General features: G+C 74.0%; 13 protein-coding genes. 5 read left to right on the forward strand and 8 right to left on the reverse strand.

Annotated features, from left to right (window positions below; genetic code table 11):
- Positions 1-19 precede the first annotated feature (19 nt).
- Positions 20-1042, forward strand: coding sequence for a LacI family DNA-binding transcriptional regulator (locus ACWD4G_RS32100; RefSeq protein ID WP_451299653.1), 1023 nt, complete (start codon positions 20-22; stop codon positions 1040-1042).
- A gap of 25 nt (positions 1043-1067) precedes the next feature.
- Here ACWD4G_RS32100 and ACWD4G_RS32105 read toward each other — a convergent pair whose 3' ends face one another.
- The 3 genes from ACWD4G_RS32105 to ACWD4G_RS32115 are packed head-to-tail and all read right to left on the reverse strand — an operon-like array spanning position 1068 to position 4053.
- Complete coding sequence (locus ACWD4G_RS32105; RefSeq protein WP_451299655.1) at positions 1068-1550, reverse strand: hypothetical protein; 483 nt, start codon at positions 1548-1550, stop codon at positions 1068-1070.
- Positions 1547-3556 carry a glycoside hydrolase family 15 protein gene (locus tag ACWD4G_RS32110; protein WP_451299657.1) on the reverse strand — a complete coding sequence of 670 codons (2010 nt, stop codon included), beginning with the start codon at positions 3554-3556 and terminating at the stop codon, positions 1547-1549. Before ACWD4G_RS32110 ends, ACWD4G_RS32105 begins: the two co-directional genes overlap by 4 nt.
- A gap of 29 nt (positions 3557-3585) precedes the next feature.
- Positions 3586-4053, reverse strand: a complete 468-nt coding sequence (locus ACWD4G_RS32115; protein WP_451299659.1) for a hypothetical protein — start codon at positions 4051-4053, stop codon at positions 3586-3588.
- A gap of 84 nt (positions 4054-4137) precedes the next feature.
- Between ACWD4G_RS32115 and ACWD4G_RS32120 the strand changes: the two genes are divergently transcribed.
- From ACWD4G_RS32120 to ACWD4G_RS32135, 4 genes are all read left to right on the forward strand, one after another.
- A complete protein-coding gene (locus tag ACWD4G_RS32120) occupies positions 4138-4827 on the forward strand; it encodes a helix-turn-helix transcriptional regulator (RefSeq protein ID WP_451299794.1) in 690 nt (229 codons plus the stop codon).
- A 110-nt stretch (positions 4828-4937) separates the two neighbouring features.
- Positions 4938-5882, forward strand: a complete 945-nt coding sequence (locus ACWD4G_RS32125; RefSeq protein WP_451299661.1) for a hypothetical protein — start codon at positions 4938-4940, stop codon at positions 5880-5882.
- Complete coding sequence (locus ACWD4G_RS32130) at positions 5879-8233, forward strand: bifunctional serine/threonine-protein kinase/ABC transporter substrate-binding protein (protein ID WP_451299663.1); 2355 nt, start codon at positions 5879-5881, stop codon at positions 8231-8233. The genes ACWD4G_RS32125 and ACWD4G_RS32130 overlap by 4 nt, the downstream gene beginning before the upstream one ends.
- Before the next feature lie 93 nt (positions 8234-8326).
- The gene (locus tag ACWD4G_RS32135; protein ID WP_451299665.1) at positions 8327-10915 is read left to right on the forward strand and encodes a protein kinase domain-containing protein; all 2589 of its coding nucleotides are present in this window, start codon (positions 8327-8329) and stop codon (positions 10913-10915) included.
- Positions 10916-10936: 21 nt separating this feature from the next.
- Here the strand turns inward: ACWD4G_RS32135 and ACWD4G_RS32140 are convergent, their stop codons facing one another.
- The 5 genes from ACWD4G_RS32140 to ACWD4G_RS32160 all read right to left on the reverse strand — a co-directional run bounded on the left by ACWD4G_RS32140 (position 10937) and on the right by ACWD4G_RS32160 (position 21001).
- The gene (locus ACWD4G_RS32140) at positions 10937-14506 is read right to left on the reverse strand and encodes a BTAD domain-containing putative transcriptional regulator (protein WP_451299667.1); all 3570 of its coding nucleotides are present in this window, start codon (positions 14504-14506) and stop codon (positions 10937-10939) included.
- Between the two features lie 135 nt (positions 14507-14641).
- Positions 14642-15298 (reverse strand): M15 family metallopeptidase, encoded by a 657-nt coding sequence (locus tag ACWD4G_RS32145; protein WP_451299669.1) that lies wholly within the window; start codon positions 15296-15298, stop codon positions 14642-14644.
- A gap of 235 nt (positions 15299-15533) precedes the next feature.
- Positions 15534-17105: a CHAP domain-containing protein gene (locus ACWD4G_RS32150; protein WP_451299670.1), complete on the reverse strand. Its 1572-nt coding sequence runs from the start codon at positions 17103-17105 to the stop codon at positions 15534-15536.
- Between the two features lie 157 nt (positions 17106-17262).
- Positions 17263-17553 carry a hypothetical protein gene (locus ACWD4G_RS32155; RefSeq protein WP_451299796.1) on the reverse strand — a complete coding sequence of 97 codons (291 nt, stop codon included), beginning with the start codon at positions 17551-17553 and terminating at the stop codon, positions 17263-17265.
- Positions 17554-17749: 196 nt separating this feature from the next.
- Positions 17750-21001 (reverse strand): SpoIIE family protein phosphatase, encoded by a 3252-nt coding sequence (locus ACWD4G_RS32160; protein WP_451299672.1) that lies wholly within the window; start codon positions 20999-21001, stop codon positions 17750-17752.
- Between the last annotated feature and the right edge of the window lie 168 nt (positions 21002-21169).

Below are 21169 nucleotides of genomic sequence, written 5' to 3' on the forward strand. Positions count from 1 at the left end.
CGAGGAGACGGTTTCCTCCATGGCAGCGAACCGCCGCCCCACCCTGGCCGATGTCGCCCGAGAGGTCGGCGTCAGCGCCAAGACGGTCTCACGCGTCCTCAACGAGGACGGGCCCGTCTCGGCGCGGACGAGGGAACAGGTACTCGCCGCGGTGGCCGAGTTGGGCTTCCAGCCGAACCTCATGGCACGCAACATGCGCGTCGGTGGCCCCGACACCACCATCGGACTGGTCGTCCCCGACCTCGGCAACCCCTTCTTCGGAGCCGTGGCACGGGGCATCGAGGACAGCGTCCGCGAACGGGGGCTGACGCTGCTGATGGGCTCGTCCGCGGACGACCCCGACCGTGAGCGCGCCCTGACGGCCAAGTTCCTGGCCCGGCGCGTCAGCATCCTGATCGTCGTGCCGTCGGTCGGCGCCGACCACTCCCACCTCAAGTCGCACCGTACGGCGGGGCTGCCCGTCGTCTTCCTCGACCGGCCGGGCGTGGGGCTGTCCACGGACAGCATCGTCAGCTCCAACCGTGCGGGGGCCCGGGACGGCGTCGCCCATCTGATCGCCCACGGGCACCGCCGTATCGGCTTCGTCGGCGATCTGCCCGTGAATCTGTACACCCGCCGGGAGCGTCTCACCGGGTACCGCGCGGCTCTGCGGGACGCCGGCATTCCTTACGACCGGTCGCTGGTCGTCAGCGCACACGACCAGCGGGGCGCCGAGGCCGCGACGGCCGGGCTCCTCGAACTGCCCGATCCGCCCACGGCGTTGTTCGCGGGGAACAACATCATGGCCCTCGGTATCGTCGCCGAACTGGCCCGCGGCAAGCGCAAGGAGGTCGCCGTCGTGGCCTTCGACGACATCGCCCTCGCCGAGGCGCTGGAACCCGCCCTGACCGTCGTCGCCCAGAACCCCGAGGAGATCGGCCGCACCGCCGCGACCACCGCCCTGGCCCGCCTCGACGGCGACCGCTCCCGGACACGCACCCTCACCGTCCCGACCCGGCTGATCGTCCGGGGTTCGGGGGAGCAGACGGCGCCCGCGCCGTAGGCCGCCCGCCCGAGTCCGCGGTGGCTCAGCCGGCGAGTGAGGCGAAGCCGCCGACCAGGGACCCGTAGGCGACATGGGCCAGTACGGTGACGAGCGGTGTGCTCGGGCCGTAGTTGAGCATCAGGAAGCCCGGCGGTTCCAGCAGCGCGCTTCTGGGGGCGCTCGTCAACGGGCTGCCCATGCGGGGGTGGACGAGCGGTAGCAGCGTGTTGACCAGGGCGGTTCCGGCGAACAGGCCGTGCAGCAGGCCGAACAGCGCGCCGAGCCACCATCCGCCGCGGTCGATGGCCAGGAAGACGGCGTAGTAGACGAAGGCGAAGACCTGCCCGTTGACGAAGTGCATCAGGTAGCCGATCGCCTTGGCGCGGGCGCGGTCGGCCGTGACGGCCGTGCCGAGCAGGAACGGCAGGTCCATGCGGGTCAGGCCGAATTCGCCGGCCGCCCGTAGGACGGTGGTCAGCAGCAGCGTGCCGACGAACCCGCCCGCGGCGACGCCCGCCGGGTTCATGCGTGCGCCCCCGTGCGGGCCGCGTCGATGGCGCAGGCGGCGCTGATCAGCGCGAGATGGCTCAGGGCCTGGGGGAGATTGCCGAGGAAGGCGCCGGTGGCCGGGTCGATCTCCTCGCTGTACAGGCCGACGTCATTGGCGAGGCCGACCAGGTCGTCCATCAACCGCGTGGCGTCCTCGACCCGTCCGGTGCGGGCCAGGGCTTCCGCCAGCCAGAACGAGCAGGCGACGAACGCCCCTTCCGTACCGCTGACACCGTCGTGCCCGGCGTACCTCATGACGTACGGGCCGTGCCGCAGCCCGCGATCGACGGCGTCCACGGTGGCGCGGAGCCGCCGGTCGACCGCGTCACCGTCGCCGTGGCGATCACCGTCGCCGTGGCGATCACCGTAGCCGTGACGATCACCGTCGCCGTAGCCGTACAGCAGACCGAGCAGTACGGCGGCGTCCAGGTCGTCGCTTCCGGCGGACCGTACGTAGCTGTCGTGCTGCCGGGAGAAGCAGTGGCTCTCGATGAACTCGCGGACCGCTCGTCGGCCCTCGCGCCAGCGGGTGATGTGCCGGTCGGGGATCAGCCGCCGTTCGGCCAGGTCCACGGCCCTGTCGAGCGCCACCCAGCACATCATCTTGGACTGGGTGAAGTGGACGGGCGGGCTGCGCACCTCCCAGATGCCGGAGTCCGGTCGCCGCCAGGTCGCGCACACCAGGTCGGCCAGCTCCGCCACCCGGCGTGCGACATCGGCGTCCAGGCGCCCGGCGGCCCGTGCGTACAGCCAGGCCGTCTGCAGCAGTTCGCCGTAGGTGTCGAGTTGGATCTGCCCCACGGCCGCGTTGCCGATCCTGACCGGCCGGGAGCCGCGATAGCCCTCCCAGGGCAGGGTCCGCTCCGGGGTGCGGTGGCCGCCGTCCAGGCGGTAGAGGACGTGCAGGTCGGGGTGGGTGAGCTGGGAGGCGTGCATCAGCCACCAGAAGTAGGCATGGGCCTCGGCGGGGCAGCCGAGCTTCAGGAAGGCGGCCAGGGTGAAGGCGGCATCGCGCACCCAGGAGAAGCGGTAGTCCCAGTTGCGCTCGCCGCCGATCTCCTCCGGGAGCGAGGTCGTCACCGCGGCCGCGATGGCGCCCGAGGGGGCGTGGACCAGCAGCTTCAGCGCCAGCAGGCTGCGCGTCACCGCTTCCCCCCACTGCCCCTCGTACGGGCGGTCCCGTGCCCAGCTCCGCCAGGTCGCGCAGGTGTGGTCCAGGCGGGCCTCGCACTCGGAGCGGGAGGGCAGGACGAGCGGCTCCTGACCGGCGAACGGCATCGCGATCATCGCCCGGTGGCCGTGGGCGAGCTCGAAGTGGCCGCCGATGACATCACCGGCGCGGCCGTCGCTCCGGGGCTCTCGCGCGTCAGTGTCGCGGTGAGGTTCGCCCGCGTCACCGTCGTACTGGGGCTCGCCCGCGTCACCGTTGTACTGCGGCTCGCCCGCGTCCCATGCGCAGATCGCCAGTGCGTCCCGCCCGGCCGTCGCCACCGGGACGCCTGCGCGGCGGGTGAACCTGGTGCGTCGCGTGCCGTAGCCGAAGCGGGGGCGCACGCTCCACCTCATGGGCACGGTCCCGGCGAGCCCGTCCACGCGGCGCAGCAGTTCCCTCATCGGGGTGAGTACGGCGTCGTCGTACAGGCTGAGGGCGTCGGTGACCCGCACGGTGCCGTGACCGGTGACGAAGGTCGTCTCCAGCACGTTGGTGCCGGGCAGGTAGCGGCGTTCCGTGCGGTGGGGCACGGAGGGGTCGAGGGTGAACCGGCCGCCGTGGGCGGCGTCCAGCGCGGCGCCGAACACGGCGGGTGAGTCCAGATCGGGCAGTCCCAGCCAGTCCACCGATCCGTCGCGGGCGACCAGGGCGGCGGTGCGGCCGTCGCCGATCACCGCGTAGTCACGCAGGGGCACATACTCCCGCGCGGGTGCCCGGCCGGGCAGGGGGGCGGGGCCCGGAGGGGAGGCGTGGCCCTTGGCTGTTGCCATGACACCACCTTCCCACCGGGCCCGATACGTCACGACCGGTCCGTCGGACGCCGGCTCGGACGCCGCTTGCCGTGGTAGCGCTGGGCGAGCCGGGCGAGGGCGACCGCGCCGAGGAGCAGGCCGAAGTCGCGCAGCGCGATGTCGTAGTAATCGGGGATCGACAGCAGGTTGACGATGATGCCGGCCAGCCAGCCGGCCACCAGCCAGCCGCCGAAGCGCGGGGCGACGGCCACGACGACACCGGCCACGATCTCGATGACACCGACGGCGTACATCGCCGCCTGGGCGCTGCCCGGAACGATGTCGTCGATCCACGGGGCCAGGTAAGTGGGCCAGTCGACGAGCAGATTGGCGAACTTGTCCAGCCCGAACAGGATCGGCGCCACGGTGAACCCGGTGCGCAGGATGACGAACGCCTGGTAGCCGGGGTCGGTGAGCGCGGCCCGCCGACCGGTGGCGGACGGGGTGCTCGTGGGGGTTGTGGTTGCGGACGACATGACGCCCTTCCTTCTATTGACAACTCTCACTAACGATAGAAGCGCGGAATATCTCTTTAGTCAATGGCTCTGGGTTTTACACTGGTGTTCGTGGACCACCCGAACGAAGCACCCCACCCCGGCGTCTCCGCCGTCGCCGCCCTGGACGAGCCGACCCGCAGACGGCTCTACGACCACGTCGTGCGCCAGTCGGCCCCGGTCAGCCGTGACGAGGCGGCCGCGGCGCTCGGCCTCGCCCGGCAGACCGCGGCCTTCCATCTGGACCGCCTGGCCGACGAATCACTGCTGGACGTGGTCTACGAACGACGCAGCGGTCGCACCGGGCCGGGCGCGGGCAGACCGGCCAAGCTCTACAAGCGCTCCACCGAGCAGGTCACCGTCAACCTGCCCGAGCGCCACTACGAACTGGCCGGACGCCTCCTCGCGCAGGCCCTGGAAGAGTCCGAGGCCACGGGCGAGCCGGTGCGCCCGGTACTGCACCGCAAAGCCCATGAACTCGGCACGCGACTGGCCGACCAGGAGCGCACAGGGGTGTTCGGCCTGCTGGAGCGGCAGGGGTTCGAGCCCCGCCACGACGGCGGTGCCATCGTCCTGGGCAACTGCCCCTTCCACGCGCTCGCCCGCGAACACACCCAGACGGTGTGCGGCATGAACCTCCACCTGCTGCGGGGCGTGCTGGAAGGACTCGACGAAGCCGGCTTCCAGGCGTGCCTCGCACCCGAACCCGGCCGCTGCTGCGTCCGTCTGGAGCCGAAGGCGACCGCAGGTCCCTGATCGCTCGACGATCGTTCAACTGGCCATACTTGTATGGGTGGTTGGGGGCGCAACTCCTTCACATGCGTCACACTGCCTTCAAGGGTGTGCCATGGGGACGGGAGTGGTGGATGACCGGGTGGAGACGGGTCGTGGCCGGGGCGGTCGGGGGGCTGCTGCTGACGGGATGTACCGGCGGGTCCGGAGGCGGGGACGAGGATCAAGGGGACGCCGGGGACCGGAAGGGGAGCGCCGCTTCGGCCTCGGCCGATGCCTCCCCCGAGGCCTCGGCCGCGCCGTCGTCGTCCCCGTCGCCCGTCGATGAGCCGTACACACTGGCCGAGGACCGGGCGCCCCGGACACGGGCGGAGGCGGTCGCGTTCGTACGGGAGCTGGAGGTGCGGCCGGACTTCTTCGGCCCCGGGTATCGCAAACGCGACCCCTTCGAGAGCGATCCGGACCAGTGGGCCGTGCTCGGGGAGGACTGTCTGTGGCGGCGCGAGGCGCTGCCGGGGAGCGTACTGGCCAGCCTGACGCGGTCGATCGAGTTACCGGCGCGGGGGTCGACGGGGCCCGTGTCCGTGTCGTTGACCGTCACCGTCCACGAGGACGTGGCGGCGGCGCGGCGGGACATGGCCGGGGCGCTGGAGTCGGCGCTGCGCTGCCCCGAGCAGCGGCTGAACTCCACCGATGTCGTCCAGGGGTTGTACTCGCGGATCGACGCCTTCACCGACGCGCGGAACGCCGTCGCCGAGGACGATCTCACCGAGACCGGGGAGTGGGTCTCCGAGGCGGCGGGGGGCGCGGCGAAGGCGCTGCCCTTCGACTGGTTCAAGTTCCGGATCGGGCCGGTGACCGTGGGGGCCACGGCGCGGCACGGCGCGGGGCGGACCGAGGAGGAGGACGCCACCATCTCCTCGAACGTGACCAAGGGAGTGAGCTTCGTCGCCTCCGAGATCGACACCTGGGGTGAGGCCGGAGGTTCGGGTGGGTCCAGCGATGCCGGTGGGTCAGGTGGTACCGGTGAGGCGGACGGTGGGGACGAAGCCGGTGCGGACGAGGGGGCGGGGCAGTGAGCGAAGCGTTGTGGGCCTCCGATCCGTCCCGTGTCGCGGGGTTCCGGTTGCTGCGGAGGCTCGGGGCGGGCGGCATGGGCGTCGTCTATCTGGGCCGTACGGAGACGGGGGCGCTCGCCGCGGTCAAGGTGATCCGGGGTGAGAGCGCCCGGGACGAGGGGTTCCGGGCCCGGTTCGAGCGGGAGGTGGAGCTGGCCCGGCGGGTGGAGAGCCCCTGGGTGGTTCCCGTACTGGACGCGGACGCGGGCGCCCGTGAGCCGTGGTTGGCCACCGCGTACGTTCCCGGGCCGTCCGTCGCCGAGGCGGTCACCGCGCACGGGGCGTTGCCGGAGCGTGCCGTACGGATTCTCGGCCGGGCGCTGGCGGAGGCGCTGGACGCCGTGCACACCGCCGGGCTCGTCCATCGCGACGTCAAGCCCGGCAACGTCCTGCTCGCCCTCGACGGGCCCCGGCTCATCGACTTCGGCATCGCGCGCGCCGACGACGACACCGCGCTCACCGCGTCCGGGATGGTGATCGGCACGCCCGGCTTCCTGGCGCCGGAGCAGGCCGAGGGGCGGCCGGCGTCACCGGCGAGCGATGTGTTCGCGCTCGGCTGTGTGCTGGCGTACGCGTCCACCGGGGTCCCGCCCTTCGGTACGGGGACGCCGGACGCGCTGCTGTATCGGACCGTTCACGACGAGCCCGAACTCGGCGGTCTGGAGGGCGAGTCGAGGGATTTGGTGGAGCGCTGTCTGGCCAAGGAGCCCGAGGCTCGGCCCACGGCGGACGAGATACGCCGGCTGCCGGCCGGGGACGCGCCGGGCTCTCCGGGCCCCTCCGGTGCGCCGGACCCCTCCGGTGACTGGCTGCCGGACCCCGTCGCCGCGATGGTGGCCGCGCGCGCCGCCGAGGGACTCGCCCTGCCGGACATCGAGCCCACGGCTGTGGACCGGCAGGACGGGGACGGGCGGGACGGGGACGGGCAGGACGGAGAAGGGCGGGAGGACGGGGCTGGGGCTGGGGCTGGGCCCGGGGACGGAGACGAGGCCGGTGCCGGAGCCGGGCCACAGGATGAAGCCGGGCCGGTCGATGAGGCGGGCCGGGGGCTCGGGCGGCGGCGGTTGTTGCTCGCCGGGGGCGCGTTGTTGCTCGCCGGGGGCGGGGCCGGGGCGGCTGTGTGGGCGTCGTCCGGGGGCGAGGGTGAGGAGGCGGACGGGGGCGGCGGACGGCCGACGTATGTGCTCGGGGTGCACGCGACCTCCGGCGCGGCCGAGGTCACCGTCAGCCGGGCCGTCGAGCGGGCCGCGCGGCTGGCCGTCGCCGAGCACAACGCCTCGCCGAAGCGGTCGTACGACCTGAAGGTGAAGGTCCTCGCCGACCGGGGTGACCCGGACAGCGCGCGGGCGGTGGCCGAGGAGTTCACCGGTGACCGGGGGGTCGTCGCCGTGCTGGGGCCGGTCGCCGAGATCCCGATGCGGGCCGCCGCGCATGTCTACGGCACCGCCGGGCTGACCCATGTGTCCAGCACCACGGGCCAGCAGGACTACTTCGTGACGTCGCCGACGAGTTCGTTCCAGAGCGGCGCCCCGCACGCCGCCCTCGGCACCTGGATCGTGTTCCACGCCCTGGTGTCCGGCAAGGTGGCGCGGGCCGGTGTCGTGATCGACCGGGCCGGGGGCGGGACCGTGCAGGACCAGGGCGCGCCGCTGATCGGCGCATGGCGCGAGACCCTCGGGGCCGAGGTGGTCCCCCGTGTCGTCGCGGAGGAGACCGACGACCGCGCCGGGGCGGTGCGCGACCTCCTCGCCGCCGATGTCGGTGTCCTCGCCTACCTCGGCCCCCTGGACGCCACCGTCAGCACGGCCCGCGAACTGGCCGCCGCCGGTTTCACCGGGCCGCGCTGGATGCAGCACCAGTTGTACGGCTCGGACTTCCCCCGTCTCGCGGGGGCCGCGGGCGAGGGCTGGTACGTCGTCACCTCGGCCGTGGACGCCTCGGCGTTGACGACCGCGCCGGGCAGGAGCTTCACCGCCGCCTGGCGCGAGCGGTACGGCGAGGCCCCGGAACCGTACGCGGCGGAGGCGTACGACAGCGCGCGGATGCTGCTCGGCGAGTTCGGCCGTACGGTTCCGGCCAAGGGGCGGCGCCGGCCGGTGCGCACCGATCTCGCCGAGCGGCTGGCCGGGGCGACGTACAAGGGCATCGCCCGGACCTATGCCTTCGGCGACCTCCACCAGTACGAGCAGAGCGGGCCGGGCTGGACCGAGGCGACCTATGTCCACGAGGTACGGGACGGCCGCTTCGTGCAGCTGGGGTCGTTGGCGGACCTGGACGCGGAGGCGAAGGAGCGACAGGGTCAGCAGGGGTAGGCGCCGGCCGGACGGCCAAGGGCCCCGCCCCGCTCGTGCAGGCCGCGGCGACACCGGCATGGGCCAACGGGTGTGTGGAGGGAGGGTGGTGGGGTGGAGCGCTTGGCTGTGGTCGATCCGTCCGTGATCGGGGGGTATCGGCTGGCCGGACGGCTCGGCGCCGGGGGGATGGGGGTCGTGTATCTCGCGCGGTCGCCCCACGGGGCCTGGTGCGCGGTGAAGGTGATCCGGGCCGAGCATGCCGGTGATCCCGGGTTCCGGGCGCGGTTCCGGCGGGAGGCCGAGCTGGCGGCGCGGATCGGTGGGCGGTGGACCGTACCGGTGGTGGGGGCTGACGCCGAGGCCCGTTCGCCGTGGCTGGCCACCGCCTATGTGCCCGGTCCGTCGCTCGCCGAGGCCGTGGCGTCGCACGGGCCCTGGCCCGAGGGGCGGTTACGGGGGCTGGGGACGGCGTTGGCCGAGGCGTTGGAGGAGGTGCACGCGGCCGGGCTGGTGCACCGGGACGTCAAACCGGCGAACGTCCTGCTGGCCGTCGACGGGCCACGGCTCATCGACTTCGGTATCGCACGGGCGGTCGGCGCCACCGCGCTCACCACGGACGGCACGATCGTCGGCTCCCCCGGCTATCTCTCCCCCGAGCAGGCCCGGGGCCGTACGGTCGGTCCGCCCAGTGACGTCTTCTCCCTGGGCTGCGTCCTCGCCCACACCGCCACCGGCCGCCCCCCGTTCGGCTACGGCGGCGCCGCGGCCGTCCTCTACCGGACCGTGCACGACGAACCCGACCTGGACGGCGTACCGGACGGCCTCGACGAGACCGTACGGCGATGTCTGGCGAAGGAGGCGGAACGGCGGCCGAGCGCGCGGGAACTCCGGGAGGTGCTGGGGGAGTTCGTGGCGGAGGGCTGGTTGCCGGAGGGACTGCCCGCACTGGTCGCCGCCCGCGCCGCCCGCGTCCTGAACCTGCCGGTGCCCGATCCGACGGTCGTCGGCGGGGCGCCGCCGGTGGGCAGCGGGGCGGCGCCGGTGGACAGCGGGGCGGCGCCGGTGGACAGCGGGGCGGCGCCGGTGGGGGACGGGGCGGCGCTGCTCGGTACCGGAGCAGCGCCGGGCGGGGGCGGCGCGCGGCCGGGCGGGGCCGACGCTTCGCCGGTGCCGGTCGGTACGGCTCGTGTCGCCGCAGGCGCTTCCTCCACCGCCGACGAGGCGTCCCGCTCGGCCGCCGGGAGGCCGCCGTCCCCCGCCGGGCCCTCGTCCATGGCCGCCGGGGTGCCGCCCGACGCGGCCGAGCCCTCGTCCCGGCCCGCCGATCCTGCGCCCCGGCCCGGCGGGGCCTCTCCCAGGAGCGCCGGGGCATCCCGCCTGGGCACCGGGAGGTCGCCGTCCGCCCAAGGGGCCTCCCCCACCGCCGACCGGGTACCGCCCACCGCCGACGGGGTGTCACCCGGCGCCGCCACCCCCACCTCCCCTGCCGCTCCCACCCCCGTCGACCCCCCGACCTCCCCCACCCGGCGGCGGCTGCTGGTCGCGGGGGCCGTGGCCGGGGTGACGGCGGCGGGCGGGGCGGGAGCGTGGTGGCGGTGGGGAAGAGGGAAGGCGACCGCGAGTGCGGGGGGTGTGCGCCGGGCCCGGTATGTCGTCGCGTTGCTCGGCAGTCCGGGCGGGCCCTTCTTCGCGGACCATGAGCGCGGTGCCCGGCTCGCGGTGGAGGAGCACGGCGGGGACGACCGGCGCACGGTGGACCTCGTCCTGCGCACCGTCGACGACGGCGGCACCGAGGCGGGTTCCGCGAAGGCGGCGGCGCGGCTGGCCGCCGACCCGGATGTGTCCGTGGTGATCGCCACGGGGGCCAACGCGCCCGTCCTCGCGGCCCTGCCCCCGTGCACCGAGGCCCGGCTGACCGTACTGGTCACCCGCGCCGACGCCGAGGAGTTCAACAACGTCAACACCACCTCCGCGCTCGTACTGCGCTCCACCCGGACCCTCGGCCCGCCCGCCGTGCTGCGTCATCTGAACCGGGTCGTGAAACCCGCCCGTACGGTGGTCGTGCACGACCTGGCCGACGAGGCGGAGGGCCTGCCCACGGTCCGGATCGCCACCCTGTACGACGAACTCGACAGCGAGACGGCCGTGGAGGAGGTCGCCGCCGACGAGGACTTCACCGGGGTCGCACGCCGTATCGCCGCCCGCCCCCGCGACGCGGTCCTCTTCGCCGGGGTCACCCCCGAACGCGCCGCCGCCTGCGCCCGCGCGCTCCTGGACGCGGGCCATGAGGGCGCACGGGTGGGGGGTGAGCACATCCTGGGCACGCCGTTCCTCTCCGTCGGCGAGGGCTGGCGGATCGGTACCGGCTACACCGACGGCGACGCGGACCCCCGTACGAAGGAGTTCGCCGCCGCGTTCCGGACCCGGCACCGCCGTGCGCCCGGGCCCTGGGCGGCCGAGGCGTACGACGCCGTCCGGTTCGCCGCGGAGGGGCTCGCCTCCGTGGGCGACACCGGCCGCTCCGCCCTCCGCTCGGAACTCCTGCGCCGCCCCTGGCAGGGCATCACCCGCCGGATGGCCTTCGACGCCGCCTCGCAGTTCTTCCGGTCCCAGGAGGACGGCGGCGGCTTCCTCTTCCGGGTGGCGGACGGGGCGGCGCGGTTCGTCGCGCGGACGGACGACATCGGCGAGGAGAGCTGAGACCGCAGCACGGGAGACGGGTCAGGTCAGGTCAGGTCGGGCCGGGTCGGTTCGGGTCAGTTCGGTGTGCTCGCGGGTGCCGAAGCGGTGGAAGGTGGCGAGGGCCTGGGCGTGGGCCGTCGCGGCGGCGGCCGGGTCGCCTCGGCGGCGGTGGAGTTCGGCGAGGTCGCGGTCGGTGCGGGCCCGGAACAGTTCGAGGCGCAGGGCCGTCCAGCGGTCGCGCGCGCCGGTGAGATGGGTCAGGGCCGCGTCCAACTCGCCTGCCGCCAGGTGCAGTTCGCCGATGGTGCGGGTCACCAGGGCGACACCGAAGCGGTCGCCGAACGCGGTGCACACATCGAGCGCCTCGTGCAGGAGGGCGGCGGCCTCGTCGTACCGGTGCTGACGGACCCGGACCTTGCCGAGGCTCTGCATGCCGTAGGCGAGGAACTGGCGGTCCCCGTCGGCGTCGAAGACGGCGATCGCCTCGTGGGAGAGCCGCTCGGCGTCGTCGAGTTCGCCGCCGGCCCGGTGCACCATGGCGAGCGAGCGCAGGGTCTTGCCCTCGCCGCGCCGGTCACCGGCCCTGCGGTACGCGGCCAGCGCCGTCCGCAGGGCCGAGGCGGACTCGGTGAGGGCGCCGGTCTCGCGGTGGATGTAGCCGATGCCGTACGCGCATTCGGCGAGCCCGGCGGGGTCGTCCAGCCGGGAGCAGATGGCGTCGGCCTCTTCGAGGAGCTTCAGGGCCTCGCCGAAGCGGCCCTGCTCACGGTGGGCGGAGGCCTCTCCGATCAGACAGTCGGCCTGGCCGCGCGGGTCGTCCAGTGCGCGGAAGATCTCCAGCGCGGCACGGTGGTACTCGGCGGAGTCGTCCAACCGGTCCTGGTGGTACCGGAGTTGAGCGAGCCCGAGCAGGAGGCTCGCCTCCCCCGGCCGGTCGCCGGCCGCGCGTACGGCGCGGAGCGCGCAGTCGTGGGTACGCCACCACGCGTCGAAGGTGTTGCGGACCCGGAACCAGTGGAACAGGGCCGTGGTCAGCTCATGGGCGAGCCGGTGCAGCCCGAGCGAGCCCGCCTGTTCGACGGTGTGGACGAGCAGCCACTGCTCCTGGTCCAGCCAGGCGTGCGCGTCGACGGAGGGGGCGGGCTGGGCGAGCGGGTCGGAGTCGGGCGGGCCGGTGTCCGGGGCGGCGGCGGGGACGCCCTGGGGGCTCGGGCGCAGGGCGGCGATCGCGGTGAGCAGATGCCGGCCGAGTCGTTCCACGGTCCGGCGCTGGTCGTCCGGTGGTTCCTCCGCCTGGGCGCGTTCGCGGGCGAAGAGCTGGATGAGGTTGTGCGTGCCGTAGCGGACCTGGCCGTCGGGGCTGATCCCGACGGGGTCGACGAGTTGGGCGTCGGCGAGCTGTTCGGCGTAGTAGTCGGCCTTGGCGGCGGTGACGTCGAGGAGGGAGGCGAGCAGCCAGGGCGAGAACTGGGCCGGGCCGACCACGCCGAGGCGCCGGAAGACCAGGCGGATGGGGTCGGGCAGCCGGGAGTAGCTCAGTTGCAGGCTGGCCCGGACCTCCAGGTCTCCGGCGACGAGTTCGTCGAGGCGCCGGTGTTCGTCGCGCAGTCGTACGGCGAGGACGCTGAGCGGCCAACGCTGGCGGGCGGCGAGGCGGGCGCCGACCGTGCGCAGGGCCAGGGGGAGCCCGCCGCACAGGTCGACTATCTCGGCGGTGGCCTCCGGTTCGGCGGCGACCCGCTCGGTGCCGACCAGACGGGCCAGCAGGCGGGTCGCGTCGTCGGGTTCCAGGACGTCGAGGCCGAGGTTGCACTGGGATTCCAGGCCGACGAGGGCGGTGCGGCTGGTGACCAGGACCGCGCCGCCGCCGTGGGCCGGGAGCAGGGGGCGGACCTGGGCCTCGGTGGCGGCGTTGTCGAGGACGATCAGGATGCGGCGGCCGGTGATACGGCTGCGGAGCAGGTTGCTGCGCTCCTCCAGGGTGTCGGGGAGCCGGGAGGCGGGCTCGCCGAGGGCACGCAGGAAGGCGCCGAGGATGTCGTGGGTCTCGGCCGTGTCGGACTCGGCGTCCTTGCCTCGGAAGGCCGCGTACAGCTGGCCGCCGGGGAAGTCGTCCCGGGCGGCGTGCGCGACGACGTTGGCCAGGGCGGTCTTGCCGCTGCCCGCCTTGCCGGTGATGACACAGCACACGGCACGGTCGGCGCCCCGAACACCCTCCAGCGCGTGCCGCAACTCGGCCGTCTCCTTGTCCCGCCCGATCAACTCCCCGATCCTCGGAGGGAGTTGCCGGGGCGGCCCGTCGAGAGCCAGGGGCCAGGGGCCGACTCGGTCTTCCGCACCGGAGGTTCCCGCGACGCCGGGCCCGGCACCGGCTGCGAGTCCGGCCCCGAGTCCAGCTCCGATGCCGACCCCGGACCCGGACCCGGCTTCAGGCCCAGGCCCAACCCCAACCCCGGCACCGGCACCGGCACCGGCACCGGCACCGGCACCACCGACGTCTGCCCCTGCCGCCTGGCTCGGCGCCCCACGTACGGCTACTCCCTCTACTCCCTCGGACCGGCCCCCGGCCGCCGAGTCGATCCCGCCGACGGCCGCGCCTGGGGCTTCTCGCCCCGCCGAACTCATCGGGGCTCCCCCGGCCCGGCCCGCAGCCCCGCCTTCGAACCCTCCTCGCCCCGCCCCCTCGCCGTCAACGCCCCCCGGCCCGCGGCCCCCCACCGCCGCACCACCCCGGTCTGCGGCCTCTCCCTCGGCCCCGGCCATGGCTTCGCCCGTCGGGCCCGGTCTGGTCTCGGCCGCTCCCCCAGGTTCGCCGGCCCCCGGCCCGCCCCACGTCGTGGTCGTGAGGATCGGGCTCGGGGGTGGGGCGAGGGCCGGGTCGGCGTTGAGGATGGCCTGGTGGGTGCGGCGGAGTTCGGGGCCGGGCTCGACGCCGAGGTCGGAGCGGAGTACGTGGCGGGCCTGGCGGAACGCCTCCAGCGCGTCCGCCTGACGGCCGAGCCGGTAGAGGACGAGCATCTGGTGGACGCGCAGCGTCTCCCGCAGCGGGTGCGCGGCGACGAGCCCGGCCAGTTCGGCGGCGAGCGGCCCGACCCGGTTGAGCCTCAGATCCGCGCTGATCCGCTCCTCCAGGACGGTCAGCCGGTGCTCCTCCAGCCCGTCGGCGGCCTGCCGCAGCACCGGGGTGTCCAGCCCGTCGAGCGCGGGCCCGCGCCAGATGTCCAGCGCGGCCCGCAGCGTCTCGGCCGCCGGGCCGTGGTCACCGGCCGTCGCGGCCGCGCGGCCCTCCGCGGCCAGCGCCTCGAACCGGCCGATGTCGAGGTCCCCGGGCCGCACGTCGACGAGATAGCCGGGCGCACGGGTGACGATCACCTGCCGTCCGTCCACGTGCAGGACCCGGCGGAGGTTGGAGACATACGTCTGGAGCAGCCCCGAGGCGCTGGTGGGCGGATCGTCGCCCCACACGGCGTCGACGAGGTTCGCCGCCGAGACGACCCGGCCCGCCCGCAGCAGCCCGGCGGCGAGGAGGGCCATGGGCTTGCCCGCCGTGAGGCGGAGCTGCCGGCCGTCGAGCCACACTTCCGGCGAGCCGAGTAATCGGAACTCCACTGCATCCCCCGTGAACGCACCATGCCGAGCAGCGCTGAGGACCCAGTCTCCGGAAGCGACAGATGATTGGCAAGGTGTTGGCAAGGTGTTCGGGGCATGTCGGGAACAGCTGTCGACGGTCTGTCAAGTCCTCCGTCAAGTCCCTTGGGGCAAAGGGCCGTTGATCGCGGCAGGAGCACCCGTGACGACCGCCCAGTACCGGTCGCCGTACGACCAGTGCCACCACTCCGTGGGGTAGTTGACGAAGCCCCCGGCGGTCAGGGCGTCCACCAGGACGCGCCGGTGCGCCCGGCCCTCGGGGTGCACGTTCTCGGCGTCGGTGTAGCAGGCGCCGTCGCTCTCCTCCGGGGAGGCGTACACCTCGGTGCCCATCCAGCACAGTTCGCCGGCGGGGCCGCGCAGGGTCACGTCGACGGCGCCGCCGGTGGTGTGGGGCGCCACCTCGGGCGGCGCCGCGTACCGTACCGCCGCCTCACGCACCCTGCGCGCGGACCAGCCGGGGTGGAGTGCGTTGAGGTGGGCCACGTGCTCGTCGAAGTACCGCCGTTGCAGCTCCGGCGGCCGGTATCCCTCGACGACCACCAGCCGGTAGCCGCCGGGCAGGGCGCGGCACACGGTCCTCAGCCGCTCGCGCACACCCGTCCGCACCCGGGCGTACAGCCCGTCGGCGTCGGCCTGTCGGCCGTCGACCTCCAGCCATGGCTCGGCGCGCAGATCCACCAGGGGTTCACCGCGGTCCTCGACGGGCACCGCGTCCATCCGCTCGTCGTCGAGCAGCACCAAGGGGCTCACTTACGTCCTCTCGTTCGGTCGGGGGGTGTTCGGGGTCCGGTGCGGGACGCACCACGGGCAACGGTGTTCGGGGGCGCTTCACGATCGCTTCAGTTCCGCTGCAGCGGGGGGCTGAAGCCCCGCACGCCGGTTGGGTGAGGCCCCACACGCCGGACGGTGAGGCCCGCACGCCGGGCGGCGGGCCCTCCGGGAGAGGGCCCGCCGTCGTGGGGCGCGGTGTGCGGTTGCCGGTCGATCAGGGGGTGAGGGTGGCCTGGTGGAGGTCGCCGTTGGGGGTGGTCGCGGCGGCGATGCCGATGATGCTGCCGTTGCCGTCGGCGAGCCCGGCCCCGCTCCAGGAACCGTCCACGGCACGAAGGTTGTGGTACACCCGGCCGCCCGCCAACGTCACCATGTGCACCTCACCGTTCGGCCCACCGGCGACGGCGATGTCACCCACGGAACCGCCCCCGTCCACCAGCACCGCACCCGTCCACGAACCGTCCACGTGACGGGCGTTGAGGTAGACCCGGCCGGCGGTCAGCGTCAGCAGGTTCAGGTCACCGTTCGGGGTGGTCGCGGCGGCCACGCCGGTGATGCTGCCGTTGCCGTCGGCGAGCCCGGCCCCGCTCCAGGAACCGTCCACGGCACGGAGGTTGTGGTACACCCGGCCGCCCGCCAACGTCACCATGTGCACCTCACCGTTCGGCCCACCGGCGACGGCGATGTCACCCACGGAACCGCCCCCGTCCACCAGCACCGCACCGGTCCACGAACCGTCCGCATGACGGATGTTGAGGTACACGCGTCCGTTCAGCAGCGTGAGCACCTGGAGGTCGCCGTCGGGTGTGGTGGAGGCCGCCACCTTGGAGATGGCGCCGTTGCCGTCGACCAGGGAGGCACCGGTCCAGGAACCGTCCGCGTAGCGGAGGTTGTGGTACACGCGCCCGCCGGTCAGCGTCAGCACATGCAGATCGCCGTTGGGGGCGCCGGCCTCCGCCGTGTCGGCGATGGAGCCGTTGGGGTCGGCGACGCTCGCTCCGCTCCAGGAGCCGTCCGCGTAGCGGAGGTTGTGGAACACCCGGCCCGTCGTGGGTGTGGACGAGGTGCCGGACTCCAGCCCGGCCGGCTTCACATAGCCGGAGATCGCCAGGTCGTCGGTGCCGCCCACGGCGGTACGGGGGTTGATGGTGCGGCGGGCGACCTTGTCGCCGTAGTTGCCGTCGACGGTCGTGATGGTGCCGTTGTCGTGCACCGCCGTCACGATCGAGACATGCCCGCCGACGGCGTTGGCCGGGGCGCCGTAGACCACGATGTCGCCGGGCTCCGGGTTGCCCACGCCGCCCGAGGGCCTGGCGCTGAACTGGCCGCGCTGCTGGCCCCACAGCCCCACCCCACGGGCGACCGCGGTGGTCGGTACGTCGGCGACACCGGCGGTCCGCCACACCCATGAGGCGAAGTAGGCGCACCACGCGGTGGTGGTGCAGGGCCCGTACTTCGTGCACTGCCCGTTCGCCTCCGATGCGCCGACCTCCGCCTCGGCGACCGCGGCGATCTGGGTACGGGTGGCGGCGTGACCGGTACCGGCGCCCACCACGAGGGTGCCGGTGGCCACCGCCAGCACGACGGCGAGGCTGAGGACGAGTCGTACGGCCCTCAGGAGGAGCGGCGCGCCTGCCGTCAGGGGAACGGGCCCGCCGGCCGTCATGGGGACCGGGACGGACAGCACGCCACGGAAGCGGGACTCGGACGCGGACACGGATGCGGACTCGGACTCGGACGCGGGCACTGCTGCGGATGCGGGCTTCGGGCCCGTTGCTGTGGTCATGACCTCAGCCTCGAAGAGCGCCCTTCAGCGCGTCTTCAGCGGCGCTGCACCGCGCTTGAGGCCGTCTGCATGATTCCTGGAGGGGCCGCTGCCGGAGTGACCGGGGGTGGGCAGGGGCGGGCCGGGTCAAGCTCAGCGCCGTCGGGCCGGGCCGGGGTCAGTCGGCGCGGCGGCCCCGAGGTGGGGTGAAGACGTACAGGTCGAGGATCGGGGGCATGGGGGCGAGGCCCGGTCCCCCGGCGCGTACCCAGTCGACGACGTCCTCGATCGCGTCGGGGTCGTTGACGAGCCCGAGCCAGACGGGACGGCCCCCGGCCGCGCGCCCCCGCGCGGAGGGCTGTACGACGACCACGTTCGCCTGGTCGCAGACGTCCAGGCAGGTGGAGACCCGGGTGGGGACGGTCTGCCGGAGGCGTGCGGTCTGGGCGTCGTGATCGACACCGGGGATCTTGGGGGAGCCGCAACAGCAGTCCCGGCAGACGACGACACGGGAGGGGGCGGAGCCGGGAGCGGAACCGGTGGCGGGAGCACTGGGCCGACCATCCGCGTACCCGCTGAACACGCCGCCCCCCACTCCCTCGCACGACACCGGACGGTCTAGCCGCCCGAACGCCCCGACCGCCCGACGATCTTAGTCACCGGTGTCAGGGAAGCGGCTGCTCGGTCCAGATGGTCTTGCCGTCCGGGGTGTAGCGCGTGCCCCACCGTTCGGTGAGCTGGGCGACGAGGAACAGGCCCCGGCCTCCCTCGTCCTCGCTCCGGGCCCTGCGCAGCCTCGGTGAGGTACCGCTGCCGTCGAAGACCTCGCAGATCAGGGCGCGGTCGCGCAGCAGTCGGAGTTGGAGGGGGCCGGTGGCGTGGCGGATGGCGTTGGTGACGAGTTCGCTGGCGACGAGTTCGGTGGTGAAGGCGAGGTCGTGCAGACCCCACTCGGCCAGCTTCTCGGTGACCGCGACCCGGGCACGGGAGACCACGGCGGGATCGCTCGCGAGGTCCCACTGGGCGACCCGGTCGGACCCGATCACATGGGTGCGGGCGACCAGCAGGGCCACGTCGTCGGCGGGCCGGGCGGGCAGCAGCGCGTCGAGAACGGCCTCGCAGGTCTCCTCGGGTGCGCGGTCGGTGCGGGCGAGGACGGTACGGAGCAGGTCGAGCCCGGTGTCGATGTCGCGGTGCCGGTCCTCGATCAACCCATCGGTGTACAGCACGAGTTGGCTGCCCTCGGCCAGCTCCAGTTCGACCGTCTCGAAGGGCATGCCGCCGAGCCCGAGCGGCGGCCCCGAGGGCAGGTCGACGAAGTCCACGGTCCCGTCGGGCGCCACGATCGCGGGCAGCGGGTGCCCGGCGCGGGTGAGGGTGCAGCGCCGGGACACCGGGTCGTACACGGCGTAGAGGCAGGTCGCGCCGACGATGCCGGTGTCCTGGTGGGTGTTCTCCACGGCCCAGCCCTCGCCGCGGTCGAGTCGGCCGACCAGGTCGTCGAGGTGGGTGAGGAGGTCGTCCGGGGGCAGGTCGAGGGAGCAGAAGTTGTGGACGGCGGTACGCAGTCGGCCCATGGTGGCGGCGGCGTGCAGTCCGTGCCCGACGACATCGCCGACGACCAGGGCGACCCGGGCCCCGGACAGCGGGATCACATCGAACCAGTCGCCGCCGACCCCCGCCTGCGCCGGCAGATAGCGGTAGGCGACCTCGACCGCGCTCTGTTCGGGGCGGCCCCGGGGCAGGAGGCTGCGCTGCAGGGCGAGGGCGGTGTTGTGTTCGCGGGTGTAGCGGCGGGCGTTGTCGATGCAGATGGCGGCCCGGCCGACGAGTTCCTGGGCGAGGGAGAGGTCGTCGTCCTCGAAGGGGGCGGGCTGTTCGGAGCGGTAGAAGCTGACACAGCCGAGGGTGGTGCCGCGGGCCCTGAGCGGGAGCGTGATCAGGGAGTGGATACCGGCGGCGAGGGTCTGTTCCAGCCGGGAGGGGTCCTGGGCGAGCCAGCCGCCGGCCTCGGCGAGGACGGGTTCGAGGACGGGGCGTCCGGTCTCCAGGCTGCGGGCCTGGGGGGTGGTCGGCACGTACTCGACGGGGTCGCCGACCTCGTAGAGATGCGACTCCTCGTGCACGGCACCCAACGCCACCCGCCGCAGCGACATCCCGACGCCGAACCGCTCCGGCTCGTCCCCCCTCAGCACACAGTCCGGCAGATCCACCGCCGCGAAGTCCGCGAACCGGGGCACGGTCACCTCGGCCAGCTCCTCGGCCGTACGCGTCACGTCCAGCGTCGTCCCGACCCGCACACCGGCGTCGTGCAACAACTCCAGCCGCCGTCGCGCCAACACGGCCAACCGCCCGACCCCGGGCTCCCCGACCAGCAGCAGCCATCCATCGGCAGCGGAGTCGGAGCCGGGGGGCGGGGCACCGCCGGGCCCGTACGGGGTGGTCCGCCCCGGCGGGGGTGGCGCGGAGGGGACGTATGGGGCGTCCACGGGCGCGGGGGGCACGACGGTCTGAAGCAGCACAGCGGGGGAGGGGACGGGCTGGGTGGGGGGTTGGGGTTGGGTCGTGGGCGGCTGCTGGGTGGTGGAGGGTCGGTGAGGGGTGGTGGTGGAGGGTTGCCGCAGCGGTGTGGGGGGCCGCTCCGTGGTGGGGAGCCCCTCGGACGAGATGGGCGCGGCGGGCGGCACGGCCGACGTGGAGGGCACCGCCCCAGGCGTCCCCGGCCGCGCTCCGTCCGGCGGCCCGCCCGATGTCCTACTCGGTGTCCCGGCCGATGTCCCACTCGGCGTCCCCGCGACCCGCCCCGCCGTCCGCCCGGTCACCGAACCCACCGTCCGGCCGGTCGCGGCCCCCGGCCCCGTGGGCTGCCCGGTGCCCGGCAACGTCATGCTCGCCGTCGTCGTACTCGGCACCGCCGAGCCCGGCGTCGTCGTGCCCGTCAGTTCCGTGTGGCGTAGGTGCGGGCCGCCCAGGACGCGGGCCTCGACGACCACTCCCGTCTCCCCCGTGGCCGTCATCACCGGGCGGCGGAGGAGGGTGGCGGTGCGGCCGCCGGAGAGGGCGACCTCGTCGAGGGTGCGGTGCGGGGAGGCGATGAGTTCCTCGGCCTTCTCCCGCAGGACGGCGAGGTCGACGCGGCCGAGGGTGGAACCGTCGCCGGGAGGCCCGCCGCGCGCGGCGGACGGGTCCACGGGCTGGCGCGGCCAGACACCGGCGGCGGTCCCGGCGGTACGCGTCGGGTCGTACGCGGCGGCCCTGCGGTACGCGGCGAGCAGCGCCCGCTCCCGTTCCGTGGCCTGTTCCAGCAGCCCCGCCTCGATGTCGTGCGCGGCCTCCCGCACCAGCCGCACCATCCCGGGGTCACCGTCGTCCCGCAGACACGTGAGATCCAGTACGGCCTCGATCCGGCCGCTCAGCGGATTGCGTACGGGCGCCCCGGCACAGGCGAACGGGGAGAGGCAGTCGGCGAAGTGCTCACGGCCGAGGACGAAGACGGGCTGGCGCTCGGCGAGGGCGGTGCCGACGCCGTTGGTGCCGGCGGCGGCCTCGGAGGCGCAGAAGCCGGGGGCGAAGTTCACCTCGTCGAGACGGGCCAGAAGCCGTCGGTCGCCGCCGTGCCGCTGGACCATCCGGGCCTGTGCGTCGCAGAGCACGATGGTCATGCTGACGTGGGCGAGGGCGGCGGTGAGCCGGTCCAGCACCGGGTCGGCCGCGCGCAGGAAGGGGTCGTCCATCGCGAGGTCGGGGGCGTAGGGGATCAGCAGCCGATGCGGTTCGAGGCCTGCGGAACGGCACCGCTTCCAGGAGTCGAGTACCGGGTCCCGGACGTCGGAGTCGACCCGCGCACCGGCGAGAAAACGCTCATGGGCATCGACGAGACCGCCGATGTCGTCCCAGGCGACGGACAACGGGATCACTTCCCTCACCTGGAGATCGCCCCGTCGCGCACCGCCGCTCGGCCCGCCCCCGGGGCCATCTGCCAAGCGCTATCCACCGTAGACCTTGCGTGACTCGAATCACAACATGAGCCGCAGAAGCGTACTGGGGAGTACAAAGTACCTGCGTGTGCGCCTGACGGTGGCCCC

The sequence above is a fragment of the Streptomyces sp. NPDC002643 genome (assembly GCF_053592555.1).

Excerpts from the sequence above, each read along its gene's own strand:
- ACWD4G_RS32100 (WP_451299653.1), top strand. The coding sequence starts at position 20 with ATGGCAGCGAACCGCCGCCCCACCCTGGCCGATGTCGCCCGAGAGGTC.
- ACWD4G_RS32105 (WP_451299655.1), bottom strand. The coding sequence starts at position 1,550 with ATGAACCCGGCGGGCGTCGCCGCGGGCGGGTTCGTCGGCACGCTGCTG.
- ACWD4G_RS32125 (WP_451299661.1), top strand. The coding sequence starts at position 4,938 with ATGACCGGGTGGAGACGGGTCGTGGCCGGGGCGGTCGGGGGGCTGCTG.
- ACWD4G_RS32150 (WP_451299670.1), bottom strand. The coding sequence starts at position 17,105 with ATGACCACAGCAACGGGCCCGAAGCCCGCATCCGCAGCAGTGCCCGCG.
- ACWD4G_RS32115 (WP_451299659.1), bottom strand. The coding sequence starts at position 4,053 with ATGTCGTCCGCAACCACAACCCCCACGAGCACCCCGTCCGCCACCGGT.
- ACWD4G_RS32110 (WP_451299657.1), bottom strand. The coding sequence starts at position 3,556 with ATGGCAACAGCCAAGGGCCACGCCTCCCCTCCGGGCCCCGCCCCCCTG.